The organism is Asanoa sp. NPDC049573 (genome assembly GCF_040676615.1).
GTDB lineage: Bacteria > Actinomycetota > Actinomycetes > Mycobacteriales > Micromonosporaceae > Asanoa.
The window spans coordinates 270,987-297,300 of the sequence record NZ_JBFAPI010000006.1 but is presented as its reverse complement, the minus strand read 5'-3'; the positions used below and the strand labels follow the sequence as shown (position 1 = coordinate 297,300).

At 71.1% G+C, this 26,314-nt stretch carries 22 protein-coding genes and 1 pseudogene; 8 read left to right on the top strand and 15 right to left on the bottom strand.

Annotated features, from left to right (window positions below; all coding sequences use genetic code 11):
* Positions 1-9 precede the first annotated feature (9 nt).
* The 4 genes and pseudogenes from AB0J74_RS16855 to AB0J74_RS16840 form a co-directional block, all read right to left on the bottom strand.
* Positions 10-2,289, bottom strand: coding sequence for a ThuA domain-containing protein (locus tag AB0J74_RS16855; protein WP_363448662.1), 2,280 nt, complete (start codon positions 2,287-2,289; stop codon positions 10-12).
* A gap of 82 nt (positions 2,290-2,371) precedes the next feature.
* Positions 2,372-5,242 carry a ricin-type beta-trefoil lectin domain protein gene (locus AB0J74_RS16850; RefSeq protein ID WP_363448661.1) on the bottom strand — a complete coding sequence of 957 codons (2,871 nt, stop codon included), beginning with the start codon at positions 5,240-5,242 and terminating at the stop codon, positions 2,372-2,374.
* Between the two features lie 529 nt (positions 5,243-5,771).
* Positions 5,772-6,488 (bottom strand): annotated as a pseudogene (locus AB0J74_RS16845) (ThuA domain-containing protein); the annotation flags it as partial.
* 139 nt (positions 6,489-6,627) lie between these two features.
* On the bottom strand, positions 6,628-9,750 hold the full coding sequence (locus AB0J74_RS16840) for a glycoside hydrolase family 95-like protein (RefSeq protein WP_363448660.1): 3,123 nt from the start codon (positions 9,748-9,750) through the stop codon (positions 6,628-6,630).
* Positions 9,751-10,074: 324 nt separating this feature from the next.
* On the opposite strand from AB0J74_RS16840, the gene AB0J74_RS16835 reads away from it, so the two are divergent.
* A complete protein-coding gene (locus AB0J74_RS16835) occupies positions 10,075-11,388 on the top strand; it encodes an NAD(P)/FAD-dependent oxidoreductase (protein ID WP_363448659.1) in 1,314 nt (437 codons plus the stop codon).
* On the opposite strand, the gene AB0J74_RS16830 is transcribed toward AB0J74_RS16835, so the two are convergent.
* A complete protein-coding gene (locus AB0J74_RS16830) occupies positions 11,385-13,259 on the bottom strand; it encodes a propionyl-CoA synthetase (protein ID WP_363448658.1) in 1,875 nt (624 codons plus the stop codon). The genes AB0J74_RS16835 and AB0J74_RS16830 overlap by 4 nt on opposite strands.
* 106 nt (positions 13,260-13,365) lie before the next feature.
* On the opposite strand from AB0J74_RS16830, the gene AB0J74_RS16825 reads away from it, so the two are divergent.
* On the top strand, positions 13,366-14,280 hold the full coding sequence (locus AB0J74_RS16825) for a sulfite exporter TauE/SafE family protein (protein ID WP_363448657.1): 915 nt from the start codon (positions 13,366-13,368) through the stop codon (positions 14,278-14,280).
* Positions 14,281-14,326: 46 nt separating this feature from the next.
* On the opposite strand, the gene AB0J74_RS16820 is transcribed toward AB0J74_RS16825, so the two are convergent.
* The 4 genes from AB0J74_RS16820 to AB0J74_RS16805 all read right to left on the bottom strand — a co-directional run bounded on the left by AB0J74_RS16820 (position 14,327) and on the right by AB0J74_RS16805 (position 17,336).
* Positions 14,327-15,517 (bottom strand): endonuclease/exonuclease/phosphatase family protein, encoded by a 1,191-nt coding sequence (locus AB0J74_RS16820; protein WP_363448656.1) that lies wholly within the window; start codon positions 15,515-15,517, stop codon positions 14,327-14,329.
* 67 nt (positions 15,518-15,584) lie between these two features.
* Complete coding sequence (locus AB0J74_RS16815) at positions 15,585-16,097, bottom strand: DinB family protein (RefSeq protein ID WP_363448655.1); 513 nt, start codon at positions 16,095-16,097, stop codon at positions 15,585-15,587.
* A gap of 16 nt (positions 16,098-16,113) precedes the next feature.
* On the bottom strand, positions 16,114-16,902 hold the full coding sequence (locus tag AB0J74_RS16810) for an isocitrate lyase/phosphoenolpyruvate mutase family protein (protein WP_363448654.1): 789 nt from the start codon (positions 16,900-16,902) through the stop codon (positions 16,114-16,116).
* The gene (locus tag AB0J74_RS16805) at positions 16,887-17,336 is read right to left on the bottom strand and encodes a carboxymuconolactone decarboxylase family protein (RefSeq protein WP_363448653.1); all 450 of its coding nucleotides are present in this window, start codon (positions 17,334-17,336) and stop codon (positions 16,887-16,889) included. The genes AB0J74_RS16810 and AB0J74_RS16805 overlap by 16 nt, the downstream gene beginning before the upstream one ends.
* A 92-nt stretch (positions 17,337-17,428) precedes the next feature.
* Between AB0J74_RS16805 and AB0J74_RS16800 the strand changes: the two genes are divergently transcribed.
* A complete protein-coding gene (locus AB0J74_RS16800; RefSeq protein ID WP_363448652.1) occupies positions 17,429-18,766 on the top strand; it encodes a PLP-dependent aminotransferase family protein in 1,338 nt (445 codons plus the stop codon).
* Here the strand turns inward: AB0J74_RS16800 and AB0J74_RS16795 are convergent.
* The 3 genes from AB0J74_RS16795 to AB0J74_RS16785 all read right to left on the bottom strand — a co-directional run bounded on the left by AB0J74_RS16795 (position 18,755) and on the right by AB0J74_RS16785 (position 20,732).
* Positions 18,755-19,567, bottom strand: a complete 813-nt coding sequence (locus AB0J74_RS16795) for an SMP-30/gluconolactonase/LRE family protein (RefSeq protein WP_363448651.1) — start codon at positions 19,565-19,567, stop codon at positions 18,755-18,757. The two genes, AB0J74_RS16800 and AB0J74_RS16795, sit on opposite strands and share 12 nt — an antisense overlap.
* 140 nt (positions 19,568-19,707) lie before the next feature.
* Entirely contained in the window at positions 19,708-20,235 is a 528-nt protein-coding gene (locus tag AB0J74_RS16790; RefSeq protein ID WP_363448650.1) for a GNAT family N-acetyltransferase, read from the bottom strand.
* Positions 20,232-20,732: a helix-turn-helix domain-containing protein gene (locus AB0J74_RS16785; RefSeq protein ID WP_363448649.1), complete on the bottom strand. Its 501-nt coding sequence runs from the start codon at positions 20,730-20,732 to the stop codon at positions 20,232-20,234. Before AB0J74_RS16785 ends, AB0J74_RS16790 begins: the two co-directional genes overlap by 4 nt.
* A 54-nt stretch (positions 20,733-20,786) precedes the next feature.
* On the opposite strand from AB0J74_RS16785, the gene def reads away from it, so the two are divergent.
* Positions 20,787-21,320 (top strand): peptide deformylase, encoded by a 534-nt coding sequence (def, locus tag AB0J74_RS16780; RefSeq protein WP_363448648.1) that lies wholly within the window; start codon positions 20,787-20,789, stop codon positions 21,318-21,320.
* Here def and AB0J74_RS16775 read toward each other — a convergent pair.
* The gene (locus AB0J74_RS16775; RefSeq protein ID WP_363448647.1) at positions 21,286-22,035 is read right to left on the bottom strand and encodes a 2-phosphosulfolactate phosphatase; all 750 of its coding nucleotides are present in this window, start codon (positions 22,033-22,035) and stop codon (positions 21,286-21,288) included. The genes def and AB0J74_RS16775 overlap by 35 nt on opposite strands.
* Before the next feature lie 46 nt (positions 22,036-22,081).
* Here AB0J74_RS16775 and AB0J74_RS16770 point away from each other — a divergent pair, with 46 nt between their 5' ends.
* Both AB0J74_RS16770 and AB0J74_RS16765 read left to right on the top strand, forming a co-directional pair.
* Positions 22,082-22,609 (top strand): GNAT family protein, encoded by a 528-nt coding sequence (locus AB0J74_RS16770; RefSeq protein WP_363448646.1) that lies wholly within the window; start codon positions 22,082-22,084, stop codon positions 22,607-22,609.
* Between the two features lie 45 nt (positions 22,610-22,654).
* On the top strand, positions 22,655-23,203 hold the full coding sequence (locus AB0J74_RS16765; protein WP_363448645.1) for a dihydrofolate reductase family protein: 549 nt from the start codon (positions 22,655-22,657) through the stop codon (positions 23,201-23,203).
* Positions 23,204-23,430: 227 nt separating this feature from the next.
* Here the strand turns inward: AB0J74_RS16765 and AB0J74_RS16760 are convergent, their stop codons facing one another.
* On the bottom strand, positions 23,431-24,405 hold the full coding sequence (locus tag AB0J74_RS16760) for a 2-dehydropantoate 2-reductase (protein WP_363448644.1): 975 nt from the start codon (positions 24,403-24,405) through the stop codon (positions 23,431-23,433).
* A gap of 48 nt (positions 24,406-24,453) precedes the next feature.
* Here AB0J74_RS16760 and AB0J74_RS16755 point away from each other — a divergent pair, with 48 nt between their 5' ends.
* Positions 24,454-24,804 (top strand): DoxX family protein, encoded by a 351-nt coding sequence (locus tag AB0J74_RS16755; RefSeq protein ID WP_363448933.1) that lies wholly within the window; start codon positions 24,454-24,456, stop codon positions 24,802-24,804.
* A 99-nt stretch (positions 24,805-24,903) separates the two neighbouring features.
* Positions 24,904-25,152, top strand: a complete 249-nt coding sequence (locus tag AB0J74_RS16750; RefSeq protein WP_363448643.1) for a DUF1932 domain-containing protein — start codon at positions 24,904-24,906, stop codon at positions 25,150-25,152.
* Here AB0J74_RS16750 and AB0J74_RS16745 read toward each other — a convergent pair.
* Complete coding sequence (locus tag AB0J74_RS16745; protein ID WP_363448642.1) at positions 25,130-26,314, bottom strand: metallophosphoesterase; 1,185 nt, start codon at positions 26,312-26,314, stop codon at positions 25,130-25,132. The two genes, AB0J74_RS16750 and AB0J74_RS16745, sit on opposite strands and share 23 nt — an antisense overlap.

Genomic DNA, 26,314 nt, shown 5'->3' with positions numbered 1-26,314 from the left:
TGCCGGGGGTCAGGAGCCGTAGACCTCGAACTCCCAAAGGGAGTAGCCGTACTGGGTGAGGGCGCGCTGCGTGCCGTTGACGCGGACATAGCGAGCCGTGGGCGCGGCGCTGAGGGTGACGTCGTCGACACCCCCGTCACCCGTGGTGGTGGAGTAGGCGTTCGTCCAGGTCGAGCCGTTGCTCGAGGTCTGGATCTGGTAGGACCGGGCGTAGGCCGCCTCCCACTGGAGCCGGACGCGGTTGACGGTCCGCGCCGAGCCCAGGTCGACGGTGATCCACTGCGGGTCGCTGTAGGCCGAGCCCCAGCGGGTGGTGGTGTTGCCGTCGACGGCGTTGGCGCCGGCGTGCGGCGAGCCGGGTTCCACACTGGACACGGTCACCGGCCGGTTGCGGGACAGCAACGAGGAGCCGCCGCCGGGTGTGCCGTAGACGTTGAGGTCCCACAGCGAATAGCCCCACTGGGTGGCCCGCTGCGTGCCGTTCATCCGCACGTAGCGACCCGTGCCGGTGAGGGTGAGGTCGTCGACCCCGCCGTCGCCGGTGGTGGTCGAGTAGACCGTCGTCCAGGTCGAGTTGTCGGGCGAGGTCTGGATCTGATACGCCCGCCCGTACGCGGTCTCCCAGTTGAGCCGCACCCGGGACAGGTTGTAGGACTGCCCCAGGTCGACGGTGATCGACTGCGGATCGCTGTAGGCGCTGCCCCAGCGGGTCGCCGAGTTGCCGTCGGTGGCGTACGCGGCGAGATTGCCACCCTCCACACTCGACACGGTGACCGGCCTGCCCTGTGCGATGTCGGTGGCGGGTTGGGTGCCGCCGTCGGCCTTGATCCGGATGTTGCGGTAGTTGATGTCGGCGCCGGCGCCGTCGTTCTGCACGCCGATGTAGCCGTTGGCGATGGCCCGCGTACTCTGATAATCGTTGATCTTGACGCCGTTGAGCCAGATCTCCACCCGCTGGCCGTGCACGCCGATCTCGTAGGTGTTCCACGAGCCCGGCGGGTTGAGCGCGGCGTCGCGCAGGGCGAAGTTGGGCCCGGAGAAGCTGTAGACGCTGCCGGTGGTGCGCGACGGGTCGGCGTCGGTCGCGTCGATCTGGATCTCGTGGCCCTGGTTGACCGGGTTCCACGGGTCGGTGCCCGGGTGCGGGAAGCCGACGAAGACGCCGCCGTTGTCGTCGCCCGGCATCATCCAGTCGACCTTGAGCGAATAGTTGGCGAACGTGCGCAGCGGATACCAGAGCAGGCCCATCCCGCCGACCGAGCTGAGCGTGCCGTCGGCCAGGGTGAAGCCGCCCGGCCCGATCTGCTGCCAGTTGTTGAGGCTGGCCTGGGTGCCGTCGAACAGCGCGGTGTAGCCGGTCTCCGGCCGGCAGTCGGCGGGCCGGTTGTTGGCCGCGATCTGGATGCCGCCGAGCAACATTCTGGTGAAGTTGGCGTCGGCGTAGGCCTCTTCGACGTGGCCGAGCCCGGTGTACCAGGACCGTCCACTCCCGACGTTCTTGCACCAGGTGATCGGGTGGTCGCCGGCCATCGTGCCGCCGCTGTAGGACGACTCGTCGAGGCTGGCCAGCACCTTGGCGGTGGACCGGGGGTTGGTCCGGTAGTTGTACCACTCGTCGAGCCGGGACCAGGTGGCCGGAAGGTGGGCGGTGGACGCGTTGCCGCGGTCTTCGACCCGCACCGTAGCGGTCTGGTTGGCCGGATGCGACGCGAACCAGGCACCGACCAGCTCGCCGTAGAACGGCCAGTCGTACTCGGTGTCGGCGGCCGCGTGCACGCCGACGAAACCACCGCCGCCGGTGACGTACGACTGGAACGCGGTCTGCTGGGTGGCGTTGAGCACGTCGCCGGTCGTGGAGAGGAAGACGACGGCCTGGTACTGCGCCAGGTTGGCGGTGGTGAACTGGTTCGCGTCCTCGGTGGCGGTGACGGAGAAGCCGTTCTGCGACCCGAGGAGCTGGATCGCGGCGATGCCGTTGGGTATCGACGAGTGCCGGAAGCCGGCCGTCTTGGAGAACACCAGAACCTTGGTGAGCGGGGCGGCCTGGGCCGGCGCCGCGACCGCGAGGCCCGCCACCAGGGCGAGCGCCGCGGTCGCGGCGGCGACCGGAAGGCGTGGCGAGGCGAGCGCCTCGCGACGCCTGAGGACCTCGGGGATGGCGACCGGAAGGCGCGGCGAGGCGCCAGCCTCGCGACGCCTGAGGACCCCGGGGATGGCGACCGGAAGGCGTGGCGAGGCGCCAGCCTCGCGACACCTGAGGACCCTGGGGATGAGGGCGCGGATGCGCATGCTTGTGACTCCTTGGCGAGGATGGGGGCGCGGGACCCGGTCGTCGGCGCGAACGGGCCCCGCGCGGCTCAGCGAACGGGCGTCACGGCAGCGTCCAGTTCTGGGCGCCGGTGCCGTTGCAGTCGTAGATCTGCAGCTGGTTTCCGTTGGTGACGTTGGACGCCGGGATGTCGAGGCACTTGTTGGCCTGCGGGTTACGCAACCCGCCGTTGGCCGCCGTGACCCACTGCTGTGCGCCGGTGCCGTTGCACGTCCAGAGGTGGATCTTCGTGCCGTTGGCGGTGCCGCTGGACTGGACGTCCATGCACTTGCCGAGGGCCCGGATGGTGCCGTCGGTGCCGACGGTCCAGGTCTGGTTGGCGGCGCCGTTGCAGTCCCAGATCTGGATCTTCGTGCCGTCGGCGGTGGCGCCGCCGTTGACGTCGGCGCACTTGCCGAGCGCCTTGATCGCGCCGGTCCGCGGCCCGCCGCTGCCGGGCGTCGAGACACCCGCACCGAGGAAGGTGTAGCTGTCGAGGTCGAGGAACGCCCCGCTGCCACCGGTGAAGACGATGTAGAGGTCGTGGGTGTTGTCGTCGGGCTTGGTCACCGGGACGGTGATGTCGGTGTAGGTGTCCCAGCTTCCGGTGCCCGGCACCGCGACCCGGGCCACCTCGGTGCCGGTGGTGGAGTCGTAGCGGAACGAGACCGTGCCGCCGGCGCCGCCGGACGACACCCGGGCGCGGACCTGGGTGATGCCCTTGAGGCTGACCGCGTGGTGCCGCACGTACTCGCCGTTCTGGATGTCACCGAGCCGCTTGCCACCCTCGGCCCCGGATGCGGTGATCACCTGCGGGCCGTTGAGCGTCACGTAGTGCTCGGCCTGCCACTGCTTGGGCCAGAGGGTGATCTCCTTCTCGCCGGTCAGCGGCACGGTGCCGGTCGCGCCCTTGTCGGTGTAGCTGGACCGCAGCACGAAGAACAGCGTCGAGTCGGGGCCGGCGTGCACCGGGCCGGTGTTGACGGTGAACCCGCAACCGGTGCCCTGGCCCTCTTCGTGCGCGTGCTCCTGGTGGCCGAGGGCGGCCCGGATGACCACGTTGGCGCAGGGGATGGTGCCGTCCTGCGGGTCGGTGGCGGTCGCGGTCGCCGTGACGTTCTCCGCCCACGAGATCATGCCCCCGGCTGGCAGGCCGCCCAGCGTGACGGTGGGCCGGTTGTTGCCGACGACGATCGGCAACAACGTGGTGCCGCTGCGGCCGGTGCCGTCGTTGACGGTCAGCCGGGCCCGCTTGTCGCCGTTGGTGGTGTAGGTGTACGACGGGTTGGCGGCAGTCGAGTCGACGGTGCCGTTGTTGTCGAAGTCCCATTGGTAGGTCAGCGGGTCGCCGTCGGGGTCGGTGCTGCCCGCGCTGGAGAAGGTGACGGCCAGCGGGGCGAGCCCGTTGTCGCGGTTGGCGGTGGCGACGGCGATCGGCGCGCGGCCCCCGGCGACATAGTTGATCTTGTAGAGGCCGGCGGCGACGTCACCGGAGAAGTAGCCGTTGCCGTATTCGAGCAGGTACAGCGATCCGTCCGGGCCGAACTCCATGTCGATCGGGTGCACGAGTTGCATCCCGGCCAGCGCCGGCTCGATCACCGTCGGCGTGCCGGTCACCGGGCCACCACTGAACTGGACCTCCTTGATCCAGTTGCGGCAGTACTCGGAGATCAGCCACTTGTTGTCGTAGTAGGCCGGCCACTTCACGTCGGAGACCAGGTTGGGGTCGTAGTGGTAGACCTCGGTGTGGTTGGGCGAGCCGCAGCCGCCCGGGTTGTCGAGGGCCGGCCACTCGCGGCTGCCGCCGTGCTGCTCCCACACCAGTGCCGGCTTGGTCGGCGGAAGCTGCTGCAGGCCGGTGTTGCGGGGCGAGTTGTTGACCGGGCCGGTGCTGCCGCCGCACGGGAACCAGCCGCGGGGCGCGTTGGCGGCGAAGTCCCAGTCGTTGTAGGCGACGTTGGGGCCGCCGCAGTAGGGCCAGCCGTAGTTGCCGGGGCCGGTGGCCCGGTTGAACTCGTCGTAGGCGGCCGGCCCGCGGTTGGCGATCGTGGCACCCGCGTCGGGGCCGACCTCGCCCCAGTAGAGGGTGTTGTTCGCCTTCTTGTCGACCCAGATCCGGTAGGGGTTCCGGTTGCCCATGATGTAGATCTCGGGGCGCGTGCTCGCGGTGCCTGGCGCGAAGAGGTTGCCGGCCGGGATCGTGTACGTGCCGTTGGCGGTCGGCTTGATCCGGTTGATCTTGCCGCGCAGGTCGTTCGTGTTGCCGGCCGTGCGCTGGGCGTCGTACTGCGCGTCGCGGTTGGTCCGCTCGTCGATCGGGGCCATCCCGGCCGAGTCGCCGCCGGAGTTGGTGTTGTCGCCGACCGCGAAGTAGAGGTTGCCGGCGGTGTCCCAGGTCATCGAGCCGGCGGAGTGGCAACACAGCCGGCGCTCGGTCGGCCATTCGATGATCATGTCTTCCGACGCCGGGTCGACCACGTTGGTGGTCGCGTTGAAGGTGAACCGGGAGATCCGGTTGACCAGCGTCGCCTGGGCCGGCGAGTAGAAGAGATAGAGCCAGCGGTTGGTGGCGAAGGCCGGGTCGAGCGTGATGCCGATCAGGCCGTCCTCGAACCGGGCCTCCAGCGCCAGGGTCAGCGCGACGGTCGTCGTGCGCGTCGTCGGGTTGTAGAGCCGGACCTGGCCGCCGCCGGACGACGTGCCGCGGTTGATGTAGAAGACCTTCTGGTCGGGCGCCACGGCCAACTCGATCGGCTCACCCATCGAGGTGCCGCCGTCGAGCTTGACCTTCTCGAAGAGGTTCGTCGCGGGCGGCGCCGCCGACGCGGGCGCGGGAGCGGCGGTGACCACCGCCGAGAGGCTCACCAGGGCGAGCAGGGTGACGCCGAGCGCGCTGAGCAAGCGCGGTCTGCGGCGCAGGGACGTACGTCGCATGTGGATGCTCCAGTGGTGGGTAGGGGTACGGAGCAGCACCGGACCGAGGCCCGCACGGCCGGTGCACGGCCGTGCGGGACCAAGGGTCCGTGGAGCGGAAGACCTAACTGGTGAGGGTGAACTTCTCCCATGCGCCGATGGCCGTGCGGTTGGCGATCAGGGCGGCGGCGCCGGCGTTCTCCGCGACCACGTAGCGGCCGTTGGCCTGGGCCCGGAAGCTGACGCTGCCGTCGGAGTTGCTGATTCGCGCGAACGTCTCCCAGGCACCGACGGCAGCCCGGTTGGCGACCAGCGGGTTGGCGCCGGCGTTCTCCGCGCAGACATACATCCCGTTGGCCTTCGACCGCAGCGCGACGTTGCCGCCACCGAGGTCGACCACGTCGAACCGCTCGGCGTTGGTCGACGCCGCGGTGGCGCTGGCGATCAGGTTGCCGGCGCTGGTGGTGACGAACTTGTTGTTGGCCAGCGCCTTCCACGCCGTGCCGGACACCGGCGGGGTGGTCGCCGGCGTGCACGTCGCGGTCTGCGCCCCGCCGGCCCACTGGATCGCGCCGAGCAGCATCCGGGTGAAGTTGGACTCGGTGTAGGAGGCCTCGGTGTGCCCGAGCCCGGTGTAGAAGGCCCGGCCGCCGCCGTAGTTCTGGCACCAGGTGATCGGGTGGTCGCCCATCGAGCCGCCGGTGTAGGTGGCCTCGTCGAGGCGCGCCAGCACGCGTACGTTGGCCCGCGGGTTGGTCCGGTAGTTGTACCACTCGTCGGTGCGGGTCCAGTCGGCCGGCAGGTGCGAGGTCATCACGTTGCTGCGGTCCTCGACCCGCACGGTGGCCTGCTGGATCGCCGGGTGCGACAGGAAGTAGGCACCGACCAGGCCGCCGTACCAGGCCCAGTCGTACTCGGTGTCGGCGGCCGCGTGCACGCCGACATAGCCCTTGCCGCTCGCGATGTAGGACTCGAACGCGCTCTGCTGCGTCGCGTTGAGCACGTCACCGGTCGTCGAGAGGAACACCACCGCCTGGTACTGCGCCAGGTTGGCGGTGGTGAACTGGTTGGCGTCCTCGGTGGCCGTCACCGTGAAGCCGTTCTGCGATCCGAGTTGCTGGATCGCGGCGATGCCGTTGGGGATCGACGAGTGCCGGAAACCGGCCGTCTTGGAGAACACCAGGACCTTGGTCACCGGGGCCGCCGTCGCGGGTGCCGCGTACAACGCGGCCACCAGCACGATGGCGAGCCCGGCCAAGGCCGACATCAAACGTCTCAACACTGTGCTCCTCCTCCGCTCATGTGGGGGTTGGCTAGGAGCCGGGCCGCCGACGCTCGGCTGGTGCGGGTAGGACGGAAGGTGTGGGGCCAGGGTGTGCCATTCCCCTGGCCCCCCTTTGGTGGGATCAGCTCGCGACGAGCGTGAACTTCTCCCACGGTCCGATGGCGTCGCGGTTGGCGATCAGGGCTGCCGCCCCGCCGTTCTCCGCGACGACGTACTTGTTGTTGACGGTGGCCCGCAGGCTGATCGTGCCGTCGGAGTTGTTGACCCGGGCGAATGTCTCCCAGGACCCCGCCGACGCCCGGTTGGCGATCAGCGGGTTGGCGCCGGCGTTCTCCGCGCAGACGAACATGTTGTTGACCTGGGCCCGCAACGCCACGTTGCCGCCGCCGAGGTCGACCAGGTCGAAGCGCTCGGACCCGCCGACCGCCGTCGCGCTTGCGATCAGCGGGCTGGCGCCCGCCGTCACGTACTGGTTGTTGACCATCGCCCGCAACGCGGTGCCACCCGTCGGGTTGCTGCCACCGCCGGTGAGGATCCGCAGCGCGTCGACCATGCCCACCGAGGTCGACTTGTTGACGATCCGGATCGTGTGTTGCCCGCTGGCCAGCCCGGTCTTGCTGTAGACCACCTGCTGTGCCTGCCGGGCGCCACCGACGTTGAGGTTGACGTTGGTCTGGAAGACGTTGTCGACGTAGACGTCGACGTTGCCCATGTCGCTGAACCGCTCCGAGAGGTACTCCACGCCCGTGCCGGTGAACGTGTAGGACGCCTCGGCGCCCACCGTGTTGGTGTGGTGGGTGTCGTCGTTGTAGTCGCCGTAGCCGCGCGCCGTCGTCTGGTACCAGTTGGCGCCGTAGGTCAGTTCCGTGTCGTTGACCAGCCCGCCCTGCCCCGCCGGCCCGAGGCCGAGGGTCGACGCGGTGCCGGACAGCGACTTCGCGCCCTGGTTGGCCGTGCCAGTGAGGGTGGTGGCCGAGTAGGACGTCAGCGGCTTGGCCACCCGCTCTACCACGTAGGTGGTGTTGGCCGCCGTCGCGAACGTCACCTCGGCCGCCGAGACCGTGGTGATGATCGCGTTGTCACTGGTGCGGCGGACCCGGATCTGCTGGGTGCCCCAGGGGTTGACCACCCGGGCCTGCTTGCCGTGCAGGCTGCGGATGCCGACGTATTTCGTCTCCTGCGCCTCGCGCTCGGAGCTGACCAGGAACCCGTCCTTAGCCAGCAACGTGAACTTGCCGACGAAGTTCGAGTCGGACGGGATGGCCGGGAACACCCGGATCCTGTCGTTGTACGACTGCATCAACGACTCGTTCATCGCGGCCAGGTGGATGCCGACGTACTCGTACACCCCGTTGGTGTTGTTGGTCATGCCGTTGGGGTAGTTCTGGTATTTCTGCAGCATCGTCTTCATGCCTGCCTGTGCCTGCGGCCCGAGCCCGAGCCGGGCGGCGTGCACGTGGTCGTTGGCCCAGACGTTGCCGTACGGGAATGGCCGCACGTTCCACGTGTTGATGGCCGTCTGCGTGTCGGGGTAGCCGATCCCGGTCTGGTCGTAGGGCCAGACCAGTTCCAGGGCCACGTTCTCGCCGTTGCGGGTCTGCGAGATCGGCGGGTCGTGCGGCAGATAGGCGCCGTTCTGGATCTGGTAGGGCGCCAGGTTGTTGAGCACGTCCTGCCAACCGGACCGCAGTCCACTGTCGAGCCCGAGCTGGGTGGAGACCTGGATGGCCAGCGGGAACAGCAGCCGCACGGCGGCCAGGTCGGTGATCGCGTTGCGCACGTCCCAGTAGGTCTCGTGCGCGTTGGAGCTGGCCATGAAGTACTGGCTGCCGTTGCGTGACAACCGGTTCTGGTAGAACCGCACCGACTCCCGGATGAACGGGTAGGCGACGTCACGCAGGTAGGTGGCGTCGTTGGTGTAACGGTAGTAGAGATACATGTTGTAGGCGGCTTCGGTGCCGGTCGAGTAGATGTCGTTGACGTAGTCGCTGTTGATGGTGCCGCGGGCGTTGCCGTCCCAGCCCATCGTCTCCGGCACCCAGAGCGAGTCGGTCCCGTAGCGCGTCTGGGTGTAGCTCTTCAACGCCGGGAGATTTCGCGCGTAGAGGTTGTTGAAGGTGCGCATCAGCTCCGGATGGTTGGAGCCGTAGAACGAGTTGTAGACGTCCCGTTGGTTCCAGTACCAGTAGCCGTTGCTCCACTTCGAGTTGTCCTGCGTGGCGCGGAAGTTGCCGTTGATGAAGTGCAGCGGATAGTTGCCGTATCCACCCGCCGCGATCATGTAGGTGAACAGGTAGTAGGCGTTCTCCAGGTAGTCGTTGTCGGCGCTGCCGCCGTACTGCACGAACGACTTGGCCCAGAAGGAGTGCCACCAGTTCTTGTACGCGTTGAGCGTGCTGGTGTAACCGGTCGACCTGGCCGCGGCGAGCTGGTTCTTCGCCTGTTGCACCGAGTTCTGGCCGGGCGAGTTGATCCGGCTGGCCGCGGTGAACCAGATCGTGTAGCTCGAGCTGGGCGTGATGGTGAGCCGCACCCGGGTCCCGTTGACGGTCTGCGAGGTGTAGCTGGCGCCCTCGACGGTCGCGGCGAACGTGTAGCCGAAGTTGTTGGGGTCGGCCTGGCCGCGGGAGAGCCCGACGCCGGTGCTGTCGGCGAACGTGCTGACCGTGCGCCAGGTCGTCAGGTTGGGCACGTCGGCGATGTTCTGCACGGTGTTCATGTCCCACAGCGACAGGTCGAGCCCGATGCTGCTCACGCCGGGCCGGCTGTCGTCGACGTGGATGCCCATCACCTCGGAGTTGGGCGCGCCGAACACCGTCACCGTGCGGTTGGTGTCGTATCTGGTGGTCAGCGTGCCGTCGTAGAGCGAGAGCCGCTGCTGGAACGTGCTGTAGCCGGAGTCGAGCTGCGGCGAGGTGAAGAGGTTGAGGTTGCCGGCCGCGTAGGTCGACTGCTCGGCCAGGTCGACACCGGAGACCTGCATCGTCGTGCCGTTCTGGTTCCACACCATGGCGCCGGTCCTGCCGTTGCCGACGGTCAGGCCGTGCAGCGGGTTGGTGTTGGGCCGGTTGTAGACGATGTCGTGCTTGGACAGGTAGCTGCCGTAGTTGACGTCGAGGGCGCCCGTGCCCGCGTTGTACGCGGCATCCGTGGGCGCCGCGCCGGCCGGTGCCGGGCCGGTGGCGACGAGGCCGCCGGCCAGCAGGAGGAGCACCGCGGCGCGGATCGGCGTACGCACCTTCATTCGACACGATCCCTTCGTGATCGTTCGTCTGTAGATGTGCCCCGCCAACGGCGACGCCTGCCGGGCGTCACCGCGCTGTCCATCCGCCGAAATGGGCAGCCGCAGCGGGGGTGAGGTGTGGGCCGGTGATGCATCGACCCACATCTGTGACGTGTAGTTAACATTGGATGTCTTCGCGCGTCAATCCCCGAACGTCGATGCCTGTCCCGAACGTTCTTCCCTCCGAGGTCGCGATACATCGGAGGTGTTCGGCTCCAAACCGGCCTTGGGCTGAATCCGGCACATAGGGTGCCGGTCACCCCACCTGGCACTACCGTGGATGGCATGGCTCGTCCAAGGGTGGTCATCGTCGGAGGCGGCTTCGCCGGGTTCCACACAGCGCACAAACTGAGCCGCCTCGCGCGCGGCCGGGCAGACATCACGCTGATCAACCCGACCGACTATCTGCTCTACGTGCCCCTGCTGCCGGAGGTCGCGGTCGGGGTCCTGGAGCCGCGCCAGATCGCGGTCTCGCTCACCTCCGCGCTGCCCGGTGTCCGGCTGGTCCTCGGCGAGGCCAACGCGCTCGACCTCAAGCAGAACAGGGTGCACTACGTCGACCCCGAGGGCGGCGACGGCTACATCCCATACGACCGGCTGGTGATAGCCCTGGGCAGCGTCAACAAGCTGCTGCCCATCCCGGGCGTGGCCGACCACGCGCACGGCTTCCGCGGTGTGCCCGAGGCGCTCTTCCTGCACGACCACATGGTCCGCCAGATCGAGATGGCGCTGGTCGAGCCCGACCCGGGCGAGTGCACCGCGCGCTGCACGTTCGTGGTGGTCGGCGCCGGCTACACCGGCACCGAGGTGGCCGCGCACGGTGTGCAGTTCACCGACCAGTTGGCCAAGCAGAAGGGTGCGCCGATAAAGCCCACCTGGATCCTGATCGACCTGGCCAAGCGGGTGCTGCCCGAGCTGGACGAGGAGATGTCGAAAGACGCCGACCGGGTGCTCCGCGAGCGCGGCGTCGAGGTGCTGCTCGGCACCTCGGTGCAGGAAGCGCTCTTCGACGGCGTACGCCTGACCAATGGTCGCTACATCCCGACCCGCACACTGGTCTGGTGTGTCGGCGTGCGCCCCGACCCGGTCGTCGAAGACCTCGGCCTGCCCACCGACCACGGCCGCATCGTGGTCGACGAATACCTCAACGTGCCCGGCCACCCGCGGGTCTACGCGGTCGGCGACGCGGCGGCGGTGCCCGACCCGGAACACCCGGGCCGGCCGACGCCGATGACCGCCCAGCACGCGGTGCGGCACGGCAAGCAGGCGGCCAGCAACATCGCCGCGGAGTACGGGACGGGCAGGCGCAAGCCATACCGGCACCGGGACCTGGGCTTCGTGGTCGACCTCGGCGGGCTGGCCGCGACCGCCAACCCGATCGGCATCCACCTGTCCGGCATTCCGGCCATGATCGCGACCCGCGGCTACCACCTCCTGTCGTTGCCCAGGAACCGGATCAGGGTGGTCGGCGACTGGCTGCTGAACGCGTTCATGCCCCGGCACGCGGTGCAGCTGGGCCTGATCCGCGGGCCGGAGGTGCCGCTCAACAACGCCGCACCGGAGCTGCCGGTCCGCCCGCCCGCGCCGGCGCGCCCTTAGCCCCGTTCCGCCAGGAGTGGTCGCAGAGCATCGAGCACCGCCGGGTCTTCGATCGTCGAGGGCACCGGCTCGTCGGCGCCGGCGGCGATGCCGCGCATGGTCCGGCGAAGGATCTTGCCGGAGCGGGTCTTCGGCAGGCCGGCGACGACGTCGACCCGCCGCAGCGCCGCGATGCCGCCGATCCGCTCGCGGACCAGGGCCTTGAGCTCGGCGTCGAGCGTGCCGGGATCGATCTCGGTGCCGGCCTTGAGCACCACGAACGCCCGCGGCAGCTGGCCCTTGAGCTCGTCGGCGACGCCGATCACGGCGCACTCGGCGACGGCCTCGTGCGCGGCCAGGACCTGCTCGATCGCGCCGGTGGAGAGCCGGTGGCCGGCCACGTTGATCACGTCGTCGGTGCGGCCCATGACGAACAGGTAGCCGTCGTCGTCGAGGTAGCCGCCGTCGCCGGTCAGGTAGTAGCCGGGGTGGGCGCTCAGGTAGGAGGCGATGTAACGCTCGTCGTCTTCCCAGAGGGTGGGCAGGGTGCCCGGCGGCAGCGGCAGCTTGATGACGATCTGGCCCTCCTTGACCCGCTCGCCGGCCTCGTCGACCACCTGGACGTCGTAGCCGGGCATCGGCACGGTCGCCGAGCCGGGGCGCGGCCCGTGCGGCTCCAGGCCCATCGGGTTGGCGGCGATCGGCCAGCCGGTCTCGGTCTGCCACCAGTGGTCGACCACCGGGATGCCGAGCCGGTCGCGGGCCCAGGCGTAGGTCTCCGGGTCGAGCCGCTCCCCCGCGAGGAACAGGTAGCGCAGCGCGCTCAGGTCGTAGCGGTCGAGGTGGGCGCCGGCCGGGTCGTCGCGGCGGATCGCCCGGAAGGCGGTCGGGGCGGTGAACATCGTCTTGACCCCGTGTTGGGCGGCGACCCGCCAGAAGGCGCCGGCGTCGGGAGTGCCGACCGGCTTGCCCTCGTAGAGCACCGAGGTGCAGCCGGTGAGCAGGGGCGCGTACACGATGTAGGAGTGCCCGACGACCCATCCGATGTCTGAGGCGGTCCACATCGTCTCGCCCGGGTGGGTGTCGTAGACGTGCCTCATGCTCCACCGGAGCGCCACCGCGTGGCCGCCGTTGTCGCGCACGACGCCCTTCGGGCGGGCGGTCGTGCCGGAGGTGTAGAGGATGTAGAGCGGGTCGGTCGCGGCGACCGGCACGCAGTCGACCGGTTCGGCCTCGCCCAGCGCGTCGTGCCAGTCGAGGTCGCGCCCGGGCCGCGGGGTGGCCGGCGCCTGCGGCCGCTGCAGCAGCACCACACTGCGCGGCCGGTGGGTGGCCTGCGCGAGGGCCTGCTCGACGATCGGTTGGTATTCGACGATCCGCTTGGCCTCGATGCCACACGAGGCGGTGACCAGCACGGTGGGCCGGGCGTGGTCGATCCGGGCGGCCAGCTCGCGCGGCGCGAAACCGCCGAACACCACCGAGTGCACGGCGCCCAGCCGGGCGCAGGCGAGCATGGCCACGACCGCCTCGGGCACCATCGGCATGTAGATCACCACGCGGTCGCCCTTGCCGACACCGAGATGCCGGAGTACGCCGGCGAAGCGCGCGGTCTGGTCCAGCAACTCCCGGTAGGTCAGGGTGCGCCGGGTGTCGGTGACCGGGCTGTCGTAATCGACGGCGGCCTGTTCGCCCCGCCCGTCGCGGACGTGCCGGTCGACGGCGTTGAAGCAGGTGTTGAGCACCCCGTCGGGGAACCAGCGGTAGAACGGCGGCGCGCCGTCGTCGAGCACGGTGGCCGGCGGCCGGACCCACTCGATCTCGCGGGCGGCGGCGCCCCAGAAGGCGCTCGGGTCGGTGAGGCTCGTCCGGTATGCGTCGGCGTAGGCACCCATCCAACCATCATCAACCCTCTGGGCCCGTTTCGTGGGAAGCGTCTTGCCACCATCCCGATCGTTTACGTATTCTCTACCAACAAACTAGGGAAGGGTGGTGGCCGCGGTGCGCAAGCTGGTCCTCCTGGCGCTGGTGGGTCTCGGCGCCCAGCTCGTCGACGGCAGTCTGGGCATGGCCTACGGGGTCACCTCCACGACGCTGCTGCTCGCGATCGGCACCAACCCGGCCGCGGCGTCGGCCACCGTCCACCTGGCCGAGATCGGCACGACGCTGGTCTCCGGCGCGTCGCACTGGCGGTTCGGCAACGTCGACTGGAAGGTCGTCCTTAAGATCGGCATCCCGGGTGCGCTGGGCGCGTTCGCCGGCGCGACGTTCCTGTCCCGGCTGTCGACCGAGACCGCCGCACCGGTGATGTCGCTGATCCTGCTGGCCCTCGGTCTCTACATCCTGATCCGCTTCACCGCGTCCGGCCTGCCGACGGGCAACCTCGGCCAGCCGCTGCGCAAGCGCTTCCTCACCCCGCTCGGCCTGGTCGCCGGCTTCGTCGACGCGACCGGCGGCGGTGGCTGGGGCCCGGTCGGCACCCCGGCGATCCTCGCCAGCGGCCGGCTCGAGCCGCGCAAGACGATCGGCTCGATCGACACCAGCGAGTTCCTGGTCGCCATCGCCGCCAGCGTCGGCTTCTTCGTCGGCATCGGCTCCGAGGAAATCAACTTCGCCTGGGTCGCGGCGCTGCTGCTCGGCGGCGTGATCGCCGCGCCGATCGCCGCCTGGCTGGTGCGGCACGTCCCGCCGCGGGTGCTCGGCTCCGCGGTCGGCGGCGTGATCATCCTGACCAACGTGCGCACCCTGCTGCGCAGCGACTGGATCGACGCGTCCGACGGCGTCCGGTGGGCCTGCTACGCGGTCATCTACGTGGCCTGGGCGGCGGCGGTGGCCTACTCGGTCCGCCAGCACCTGGCCGCCAACCGCACGGCGGCCGCCGCCGTCGAGCCCGCGGTCGAGCCCGCCCGCGTCTGACGCTTTCGAAGCCCGCGCCGCGGTCCGGGCGCGGGCACTCGCGTTGTCAGAGGTCCAGGTCGACCCAGACGGCGCCGTGGTCGGAGGCGCCCTGCCGGGCGGCGGTGATCTCGGGGAAGATCGACCACTGCCTGGGCGGGTTGACGTTGCCCGGCCCACCCCACAGCCCCTTGCGGAACACGCCGCCGTCGACCACCGTCCCGGCGAGTTCCGGTGACATCAGGATGTAGTCCAGCCGGTTCTTCAGCGAGCAGGTCTGGAAGCTGCCCGGCCGCTCGTGGTGGACGTCCTTGTCGCCGAAGAGCTGTTTGAAGTTGGCGTGCCCGTAGGCGTCGACCAGCGGCGTGCCCGGGCCGAGCAACGCCTCCAGGGTCGGGTGGCGGTCGCCGTCGGGCCCCTTGTTGAGGTCTCCGAGCACCGCCACCAGCGTCGCGCCCTCGGCGCGCAGGCCGTCGTAGAGCGCGCGCACCTCCTGCGCCTGCCGGGTGCGCAGCGGATCGGGGTCGCCGCTGCTGAACGACTGGCTCTTGAGGTGGTTGAGCAGCAGGAACAGGTCTTCGCCGCCGGGCAGCCGGAGCTGGTAGACCGGGCAGTCGCGGCTGAACAGCCGCTTGCCCTTGCGCATGGGGTCCGGGACGTCGACGTTGCTGCGCACCCAGCGCACCTTGACGGCGTCGGTGCAGAACAGCCCCACGTCGATGCCGCGCGGATCGTTGCCGTCGACCAGCATGCAGTGCGCGAACCGGCCGCCGAGCAACTCGTCGTTGAACCGGGCCAGGGCCGGGCGGTTCTCCGCCTCGACCACGCAGAGCATGTCGGGCGCCAACTCGTCGATCACCTTGGCGGTCATCCGGGTCGAGGTCTCGTCGACCGGCTCGATGGTCAACTCGACCCAGCCGAGCCAGTCGCCGCGGCCCTTCGCGACGATCCGCGGCGGCGCGTCGTCGGGCGCGGCCAGGAAGTCGCCCCGGTTCTCGCGGAGCAGCGCCCACGCGTCGTCGAACTGGTTCTTGTTGAGCCGCAGCCCCTGCGGCGTCTCGACCAGCACCCGCAGGGTGGTCAGCGCCACGATCATGTCGGCCTTGTCCTGGTCGGAGTAGACCGGCCGGGCCGCGACGCGGTTGAAGGTCTCGAACGCGGCCAGGGCGGGCTCGCCCACCTCGCGCTCGTCGGTGTCGAGCGCCTTGGCGCGCGCGAACAGGTTTTCGACGTTGAAGCTCGCCAGCCGGAGGGTCACGCCCGCAGGCTACGACCGCCGGGAGCGCGGTGGTGTCGGGCGCCCGACGCGGGACCCGAAAGGTGCCCTATTCGCCGACAGCGCCGTCGACCAGCTCGCGCGCGATGTCGAGATGGCCGGCGTGCCGGGCGTACTCCTGAAGGACGTGGAACAGGATCCAGCCCAGCGTCGGACACTGCGCCGCCGTCGTGAAGCGCCCGCCTACCGCGGCCCGGTCGTCGAGAGCCGACCGCGAGGCGATCTCCCGCGTGCGGGCGCCGGCCAGGTCCATCGCGGCCAGCAGCGCGTCGACCGTCTCCTCCGGATGGACCAGCCAGCGCCCGTCGTCGTCCTGGTCGCCCCACGGGTGCGGGACCGGCTCGGCCGCGAACCCCCAGCGGACCCAGCGCTCCTCCATGTAGACCAGGTGCTTGACCAACTCGAGCGGGGTCCAGCCCGACGGCAGCCGGCTGCGGCCGAGCTCGTCGGGCGCCAGGCCGACCACCTTGCGCCCGACGACCACCCGGTAGTAGTCGAGATAGTCGAGCAGCAGCGTCTTCGGGTCCGTCAGGTCCTTCGGCGGCTCGTGCACGTCGGTCACCCCGCAACCGTAACGCTCACGCCCGGTAGGGCGACGTCCCCGCGGCGATCGCGGCGAGCATCCGGGCGTGCGTCCGCGCGAGCGCCGCGTGGATGCCCTCCCCGAAGCTGACCCGGGCCACGCCGAGCGCTGCCAGGTCGGGCAGCGCCGGCGTGTCGTCGGTGAACAGGATGTTGACCGGGCCCACCGCGACCAGCGCCGCGATGTCGGCGCGCGCGCTGGCACCGATCGGGTAGGCGCAGTCGGCGCCGGCGGCCAGGAACCGCCGGCTCCGGTCGACCGCGGTGGCCAGCGGATCGTCGACGCCGCGGATGAAGGCGTCGACCCGGGCGTTGACGACCAGGTCGGGGCCGGCGGCCGCGCGGATCGCAGCCAGGAAGTCGGCGTGCCGGTCCACATCGACCATTTCCCGGGTACGCGGATCCGAGTCCTCCAGGTTGCAGCCCACAGCCCCGGTGGCGGCCAGTCGCTCGACCAGTTGCGCGGGCGGCAGGCCGTACCCTCGCTCGATGTCGGCCGTGACCGGGACGTCGACCGCGCGGACGATCCGGGCGACCGCGTCGAGCATCTCGCCGACCGGCGTGGCCTCGTTGTCGGCGTAGCCGAGGCTGAGCGCGACACCGGCGCTGGTGGTGGCGACGGCGCCGAAGCCGGCCTCCTGCACCGCCCGCGCGGACGCCGCGTCCCAGGCGTTGGCCAGCACCAACGGCTTGCCGGGGCGGTGCAGAGCCCGCAGCGCCTGCCCGGTGTGCGCCGGTGGGCCGGGCCGCCACTCACCCATCGGCGGTGTCACGACAGGGGCCACGCGTGCGTGGTGACGGCGACCCGGTTCCACGCGTTGATCACCGTGATCGACCAGACCAGCTCGGCGAGTTCCTTCTCGTCGAACTGCTCCTGGGCCGCGGCGAAGACCGGGTCGGGCACCGGGCCGTCGGTCAGCCGGGTCATCGCCTCGGTCAGTGCCAGGGCGGCGCGCTCGCGCTCGGTGAAGAACGGGGTCTGCGACCAGACCGGTAGCGCGTAGAGCCGGCGCTCGGTCTCGCCGCCCTTGCGGGCGTCGGCGTTGTGCGTGTCGACGCAGTAGGCGCAGCCGTTCAGTTGCGAGGCACGGGCGCGGACCAGTTCGAGCAGCGGCGCCTCCAGGGTGGTCTGGCGGGAGGCGGCGTCGAAGGCGTTCATGGCGCGGTTCATGTGCGGTGCGAGCTTGTCCGCCGCGAGGCGGACCGTGGAGGTCGTCATGCCCACCACGCTAGGCGCGGATTGGCCTCGCGCTAAGGTCCAATATCGTGGCAGTTGATTGGGCCGATTGGTCGTCGAACCAAGCCGGCGGGGTGGACCTCCACCTGGACCTGCCGGCGGGCGGCCGGCGGGCCGGCATCGAGCGGGCGTTGCGGGCGGCGGTGCGATCCGGGCGGTTGGCGCCCGGCAGCCGGCTGCCGGCCACCCGGACCCTCGCGGCCTCGCTGGGTGTGGCCCGCGGCACGGTGGCCGCCGCCTACGACCAACTCGTCGCCGAGGGCTACCTGACCGCGCGGACCGGGTCGGGCACCACCGTGGCGCGGGTGCCGCCGGCCGCGCCGGCCCCGGCCGCGTCCTCCGCTGTGCCGGTGCCCCGCTTCGACCTGCGGCCCGGTAGCCCCGACGTGCACGCGTTCCCGACGGCGGCCTGGTTGCGGGCGATGCGCCGGGCGTTGGCCCGCACGCCGGCGGCGGCCTACGACTACGGCGACCCGCGCGGCCGGCCCGAGTTGCGGGCCGCGCTGGCGGAGTATCTCGGCCGGGCCCGCGGCGTGCTGGCCCACCCCGACCGGATCGTCGTGACGTCGGGCTACGTGCAGGCGCTGGCGTTGCTGGCCGGCCTGCACCGGGTGGTGGCGATGGAGGATCCGGGGCTGGCGTTCCACCGTTCGGTGGCGCTCCGGGCGGGCGCCCGGGTGGTGCCGCTGGCGGTCGACGCGCAGGGTGCCCGGACGGACCTGCTTCCGTCCACTGTGGATGCGGTCGTGTTGACGCCGGCGCACCAGTTCCCGACGGGTGTCACGCTGGCGCCCGAGCGCCGTCGGGCGGTCGCGGCGTGGGCCCGGGACGCGCTCGTGGTCGAAGACGACTACGACGGCGAGTTCCGCTACGACCGGCAGCCCGTCGGGGCGGTGCAGGGGATGGCGCCCGACCATGTCGCCTACGTGGGCACGGCGGCCAAGACGCTCGGCCCCGGGCTGCGGCTGGGCTGGGTGGTGCTGCCGGAGCGGCTGGTCGAGCCGGTGGTCGAGGCCAAGCGCCACATCGACGTGCACACCGAGGTGATCGGCCAGCTCACCCTCGCCGAGATGATCACCAGTCACGCGTACGACCGGCACGTCCGGGCCGCCCGCGCCCGCTACCGGTCCCGCCGCGACCTGCTGCTGGCCCGGCTGCGCGACGCGCCGGTTGACGGCATCGCCGCGGGCCTGCACGCGCTGGTCAGTCTGCCGCCCGGGGGCCCGCGCGAGGCCGACGTGCTGGCCGAGGCCGGCCGCCGCGGGCTCGCGCTGGGCGACCTGGCCAGCCACTGGCACGCGCCGGCCGACGACCATCCACAAGGGGTGATCGTCGGCTACGGCACACCCGGCGAGAGCGGCTATCCGGCCGCGCTGGACGTGTTCGCGCGTACCCTGCGGTCAGTGTCCTAGGGCCGGCACCGCGACCTCGGTCGCGTAGACGACGCCATCGGCCGCGCCCTGTTCACCCCATTGGTTGGCGGTGATGAACAGCGTGCGGCCGTCGGGACCGCCGAGGGCGCAGGAGAAACAGCCCCGGTCGGCGTCCACCGTGGCCAGGATCGTGCCGCCCTCGGCGACCCGGACGCAGCGCCGGTTGGGCACGTCGGCGAACCAGACCGCGCCCTCGGCGTCGACACAGATCCCGTCCGGGGCCGACCCCTCGACGGCCGCGAACTCCCGCCGATCGCCCAGCCCGCCGTCGGCGGCGATATCGAATGCGGTCAGCCGCCCCGCGTAGGACTCGGCGACGATCAGCGTGTCGCCGCGCACCGCCATCCCGTTGGGGAATGCCAGCCCGTCGGCGACCTCGCGCGGCGCGCCGGCGCCGGGGGTGAGCACGCAGACCCGGCCGGGCCGGTAGTCGCCGCCGGGAAAGTCGAAGCCGATGTCGTTGACGAACGCGTTGCCCCGGCGGTCAACGGCGATCTCGTTCCATCGGCCGTCACCCAGGACGGCGTGCTGCTCGACCGTTCGGTCGCCGACCTCCAGCAGCCGGCCCTGCTTCCCGGACACGGCGAGCAGCCGCCCGTCGGGCAGCCAGTCGATGCAGATCGGCATGTCGCCGACGTCGGCCAGCACGGTGCCGGCGCCGTCGTCCTCGACCCGCACGATCCGGCCCAGGCCCCAGTCACAGAAATACAGCCGGCCGTCCCGCCACCTGGGGGACTCGCCCATCGCGATACCGGACATCAGCGTACGAAGCTCGGACATCTCACTCTCCTCGTCTGGTCACCCCTCACCAGGGACGTAGCGACCGGCGCCGGATTCTCGACATCACCACGGTAAGAATTTCCGCGCCACCTTCGACCTGGCGGCACCGGCCCCGCGTGCGCCGGCTCTCTGGAGGACGGCTACCAGACGTCGCCGTCGCGCCAGTCGCAGGTCAGAGGGGCCGACCGGTCGAGCGGGAGGACGCCCGGGAAGACGTAGACGGCGCCCTGCTCCTCAGGGGTGTCGCGGACGCCGGTAGGTGTCAGGGCGGACAGCGGGCCGGCCCAGGGCAGCCAGCCGCGGGAACGGTAGAACGGCTCGCCCATGTCCGTCGTGCCGAGGGCGCCCAGGTCGTAGGCCGAGCGGATGACCGACTCCAGCGCCGCCATCACCGCGCCGCCGTGGCCGCGCCGCCGTTGGTCGGCGCGGACGCCGACGCCCTCGACGTAGCCGCAGCGCAACGCGCGTCCGTTGTGTACCAGCCGCCGTTGCACGACGCTGCCGTGTGCGACCAGGGTGTCGCCGGCCCAGGCGAAGGCGTGCATGCCGCCCAGCGAGTGCTCCCAGTCGTCGGCACCGAAGTCGCCCTCGAAGACCTCCTCCAGCAACCCGTACGCCGCCGCGAGCGCCGCCGGGCCGGCCGCCGAGGTGTGCACCAGGTCGATCACCCGTCGTCCTCGGGGAGCAGGGGGAAGACCCGGGCGACCACCCCGACCGGGCCGCTGCCCCGGGGGTGCTCGCGCCGCGCGTAGGGGACGAGCACCTCGCGGATCTGGGCGGCCACCGTCGCCAACTCGGCCGGGGTCAGGTGCAGCACCTCGCTGAACGCCTCGTCGCGGCGCCAGTGCTCCGGTGCGTTGGCGCGCCGGGACAGCCAACGGTGATAACCCTCGTCCTCCAGCTCGCGGGCCAGCGGGCCGAAGTCGGGCGGGTTCGCCACGGCGGGAACCAGTCGCCAGGGGCGGGCCCGGCCGTGCGTGCCGGGGACCGGCTCGACAAAGCCGTAGCGCTGAAGCTGTCGCAGGTGGAAGGAGCAGGCGCCGGAACTCTCACCCAGCCGCCGGGCGGCCTCGTTGGCGGTCACCGCGCGAAAGCCCTCGAGCAGGTCGAGCAGCGCCACCCGCAACGGATGCCGCATCGCCATAGCCGTCTCTTGCCGGACCACGCCAGGCATCGTACCCTCACCTTTGCAAAGTTTTGCAAAGGTTTGGAGGCGGCGGTGACGATCCGGCCCGTGCGGCTCTTCGGCGACCCGGTGCTGACCAGCGCCGCCGACCCGGTGACCACGTTCGACAAGGAACTGCGCACGCTGGTGCGCGACCTCACCGAGACGCTGCGCGACCAACACGGCTCGGGCCTCGCAGGACCCCAGATCGGCGTGCCACTGCGGGTGTTCGTCTTCGACGTCGACGGCCAACGCGGCCATCTGGTCAACCCGGTCCTCGACTTCCCCGACGACGAGGAGCAGTTCGGGCCGGAGGGTTGCCTGTCGATGCCGGGCCTCTACTACGACACCCGGCGGCGGGCGCACACGGTCGCCCGCGGTGTCGACGAGCACGGGCGCCCGCTGCAGGTGGTCGGCACCGCCGAACTGGCCCGCTGCCTCCAGCACGAGACCGACCACCTCGACGGGGTGCTGTTCCTCGACCGGCTCGACCCGGCGACCCGGCGCACCGCGCTGCGCGACATCCGGCTCGCGGAATGGGGCCGGGTGAAGCTCAGCCCACACCCGATCCGGGGTCTGCTGCGCTGAACGCGCCATCGCGCAGCACCGGCACCGCGTGTGACGTGTCGCGTTCCAGCGCGATCTCGACGTCGTCGCCAAAGCCGCTCTCGACCAGTTCGCGGCCCGAGGCACTGTCCATGATGGTGGCTCGCAGGTCGGTGCAGGTGTGGAAGGCCCGCGCGGCGGTCGCGGCTTCGGGCGAGAGCGCGGCGGCGCCGAGGGCGGCGATGACCGCGCCGGCTCCGAGCAGGTCCTCCAGGGCGGGGCGCAGGCTACCGTCCGGCCACCGCTCCCCCGCGGCGATCACGGTCAGCGGGCGCTCTGGCGTACCCACGCCGGCGCCGCGCAACCACCGACCGACCGCGCCGGCATTGCGGAGGCTGCCGGCGACGAGCCCGCAGTGCTGCTGGATCGCCGCCGAGATGGCCGAGCCGTTCGGCGACGGCAGCACGAGTTCCGCAAGCCGCGGCGCGCGGCGCAGGGCGGCCGGCGACAGCGACCAGGGCCGCTCGGCGGTCGTCGCCCGGCGCCCGACCGCGACCGGGATGTCGCCTTCCACCGGCTGGGCGTGCCAGGCCCGCGGCCGCACCCGGGTGCCGCCGTCCACCAGCACCGACACCGAGGTGGTGAAGGACAGGACATCGACCACGACGGCGTACGCGCTATCCGGTGCCAGTCGCCGCGCGCCCTCGGGTCCCCAGTCGAACCGCACGCCGAAACCCCGCTGCAGCCATGCCTCCATGGGGGCAGGGTCGCACGGTCGACGGCCGGCCCGGCAGGATGGCCGCATGGTGGTGACCGAGATCCCGATCAAGCTGCGGCCGGTCGGCGACGACGACCTCGACATGCTCCGCCGATTCGTCACCGAGCCGGGCCTGATCGGGCTCGACTGGAACGGCTTCCAGGATGCCCAGGTGGTGACCAAGCGCTACGCCGACGACGGCTTCCTCGGTGAGGCCGACGGGCGGCTGATCGTCGAGGCGGCGGGGCGCACGGCGGGTTTCGTGAGCTACACCGAGGGGGTGTACGCGGGCCGCGGCCGCTTCTGGGAGATCGGCATCGCGCTGTTGCCCGACTCGCGGGGCCGCGGCATCGGCTGGCGGGCGCAGGCGATGCTCTGTGACTACCTGTTCGCGCACTCGCCGGCGCAGCGGATCCAGGCCGGCACCCACGCGGAGAACCTGGCCGAGCAGCGCTCGCTGGTGAAGGCCGGTTTCCAGCTCGAGGGCATCATCCGCTCCTGCGAGTTCCGCGACGGCGCCTGGCGCGACGGCCACCTCTACAGCCGGTTGCGGTCCGACCCGTCGCCGCTCTGATCTCAGCCGCGATTTCTGTCGTACGCCCGTGATGGGCTAGCTGGCATGGCACTGACGCAGTACTACACCGCGACGTCGATCGACGGCTTCATCGCCGACGAGCACAACTCGCTCGACTGGCTCTTCGAGGTCACCGAGCGCGACGACCGCTTCGGCCCGTTCCTGGCCGGGGTCGGCGCGTTCGCGATGGGCGCCACCACCTACGAGTGGGTGCTTCAACAGGAGAAACTGCTCGACCAACCCGAAAAATGGCAGCAGTGGTATGGCGACCGCCCGTCCTGGGTCTTCACCCACCGCGACCTGCCCGTGATCCCCGGCGCCGACCTGACGTTCGTCTCGGGCGACGTGCGCCCGGTGCACGCGGCGATGACGGCGGCCGCCGGCGGCCGCAACCTCTGGCTGGTCGGCGGCGGCGAGTTGGTCGGCGCATTCGCCGACGCGGGCCTCCTCGACGAGATCATCATCGGCATCGCACCGGCCACGCTGGGCGCCGGCGCACCGCTGCTCCCCCGCCGGCTGACCTCCTCGCGCCTGACGCTGACCGCGGCCGAGCAGGCGGGTCCGTTCGCATACCTCACCTACCGCGTGTCATGACCCCAGGAAGCGGGCCCGCACGGCGTCCATCCGCTGGCCGGTGCGGGTCAGATGCCAAAACGTCCAGCCGTTCGCCGCCGACAGATCCAGCGAGTCCATCGCCGCCGCCTTGCTGGCGCTGGCGCTGGCGCTGGCGCGACCGGGCGTGCCGCCGGAGGTCTCGGCGACCGCGAGGCTGTCGGCGGTCGTGGTGACGAGGGCCTGGGGCTGGCTGAAGGGAAGCCGACTCAGAAGCGCGACAACATGGCCATGAACTCGTCAGGTGTAAGGGAACCGGGGCGCGCACCCGCACGAGCGGCACGGTTGACCAGCTGCCGGGCCAGCTCGTTGACCGGAGCTTCCATGCCGTGCAGGCGGGCCTGCAACACGATCTCGCCGTTGAGATAGTCGGCCTCGACCGTGCCGGTGCCGCGCTCCAGGCTCTGCCAGCTGGAGCCACCACCGCGCGGCGTGCCTTCGACGGGCTGGATGTGCAGCAACCCCTTGCGGCGGGCCGCGTCCTCCTCCGGCGTGGCCACGTCGATGCCGGCGGCCCGCAGCACGGCGGTGCCCTCTTCCCGCAGCAACTCGTCGATCTTGTCGATGCCGTCGGCGCCGGGGCCGCACAGGGCCTGGATCGCGTTGCCGAGGTTCAACAGCAGCTTGGCGTGCTTCCACCGCATGATGTCGCCGCGCGCGTCCGAGGCGAAGCCGGCGGCACGCAGGCCCGCCGCCAGTCGCTCGGCGGTGTCGTCGAGGCCACCCGGATAGCGCCCGAGGTCGAGGCCGCCGGGCGTGGGCGCGCTGTGCGCGACGACCACACCGGGCGCGAGATGACTGGCCGGGAGCATCACGTGTACGCCGTAGACGTTGGCGAACGACCGCAACGCCGCGCGCTCGTTGGCCACGCCGTTCTGCAGGCAGACGACGGGAGTCTGAGGTGGAGCGACCGCAGCCAGCGGCCGCAGCACGTCCGGGGTGTCCATGCCCTTGACCGCGAGCACGGCGATGTCGCCGGGACGCCACTCGTGCTCGGTCACCGCACCCACCGCCGGCAGGCGCAGCGTCTGCCGCCCCTCCGGCGAGTGCAGCCGCAGCCCGCCGGCGCGGATGGCGTCGAGATGCGCGCCGCGCGCGACCAGCACCACATCGTGGCCGCTCGCGGCCAGCCGTCCACCGACCACGCCACCGACGGCGCCCCCACCCACGATCACCCATCGCACCCTGACGAATCTATGTCACATTCCACCGGGCGATCTCGTCCTGTGACCATGCCCATCCTCGCCGACCCCGTCTGGCCGGTCGTGGTGCTGGCCGCCGTCCAAGGCGTCGACGCGGCCATCTGCTGGCGCCCGATCGCCGCGGTCCAGCGCTGCCTCGACGACGTGCACGCCCCGCCGCCGGTCCGCCGCCTCCTGACGCCGATCAAGCTGGCCGCGGCGACCGGCCTCCTGGCCGGATTGGTCGTCCCCTACCTGGGCGTGCTGACCTGCGCGGCGCTGGCGGCCTACTTCGCGATCGCGGTCACCATGCACATCCGCGCCCGCGACCTCGGTGGCAACTTCCGCAACGCGCTCTCGCTGGGCATCGCATCCGGCCTGGTCAGCATCTGCTACCTGTAATGACCTATGCGCGGCCGCGGCGAGATCGGCGCCTCGCGGGCGCCCGGGCTGGCGCGTCCATCTTGTTCGGTTGGCGGGGCGCGGCCCTACCGTCGCGCCATGGCACAGCGCGCTGTCGCGGTTCTCGGGCTGGGCGAGGCCGGCGGTCGATTCGCGGTCGACCTGGTCGGCGCCGGTGCGACCGTCAGCGGGTTCGACCCGCGGGTCTCCGCACCGCCGGGCGTGACGCACGCCAAGCGCCGGGCCGACGAGATGGCCGCGGCGGCCGCGTTGCTCGACGACCTCGGCGTGCCGGCCCGGATCGCGCGGGCGAGCCGCGACCGGTTCAACGACCTGAGCGCAACGTGAGCAGCGTGATCTCGCTCGGCGCGAAGATGCGGAAGGGTGGGCCCCAGAAGCCCGTGCCCCGGCTGGTGTAGAGCTGGGTCCGCGCACCATGGCGGCTCAAGCCCTGCAGCACGGGCTGGTCGGTGAGCACCAGGTAGTGGAACGGCCACATCTGGCCGCCGTGGGTGTGGCCCGAGATCTGCAGGTCGATGCCGTGTGCCACGGCGCCGTCGATCTGGCGGGGCTGGTGCGCCAGCAGCAGCACGGGCAGGTCAGGGTCGGCGCCGGCCAGCGCTGCGGCGTGGTCGGTGTGGTGGCCGGGGGTGCCGGACGACGCGGCGGTGCGGTCGTCGACACCGGCCACCACCAGGCTCGCGCCGTCCCGGCTGATCACGATGTGTCGGTTGTGCAGGTCGTCCCAACCGAGTTCGCGCATGTGGTCAAGCCACCCCTGCGCCTCGCTGAAGTATTCGTGGTTCCCCGTCACGTACGCCCGCCCGAGTTTGGCCTTGACCTGACCCAACGGCGCGGCCTGGGCGAGCCGCTCGGCGACCGTGCCGTCGGCGATGTCGCCGGTGTGGCAGACCAGGTCGGCGTCGAGCCCGTTGACCACGTCGACGACGCCGGCCGACCAGCGGGCCCGGTCGATCGGCCCGTAGTGCGTGTCGGTCAGCAGCACCACCCGCAGGCCGTCGAGGCCCGCGCCCAGGCGGGGAATGGTGACGTCGACGCGGCGTACCCGGGAAACCTTCATCGCCTCGTGGTTGCCCCACAGCAGCGCGACCAGGGCGACACCGACGACCGCCGCGTCCATAATCCGGGAGCGGGCGGGATCGTCGACCCCGCCGAGGAAGAGGCCGAGCCGCACCAGGTTGCCGAGGATCGAGCAGGTGAACAGCACCCAGATGACGCCGAGCGTGGTGTCGGCGATGCGGGCCGCCCAGTCCTGGTGCCGGCGGCCGTGGCCGAGCATCATCAGCCGCGGGAAGGACAACAGCACGACCGCGAAGATGCCGCTCGCCAGCGCTTGCACCCAGGTCGGCCAGTCCTGCCCGGAGAAGACGAGCAACCACCAGGGCACCCCGAAGAGCAGGACCAGCATGGTGACGATGGTCAGCACGAACCGCCACCGCCGGCGAGGCTGGCGGGGCGGTTCGGGCACGGTCTCCGAGGCGGCGGTCAC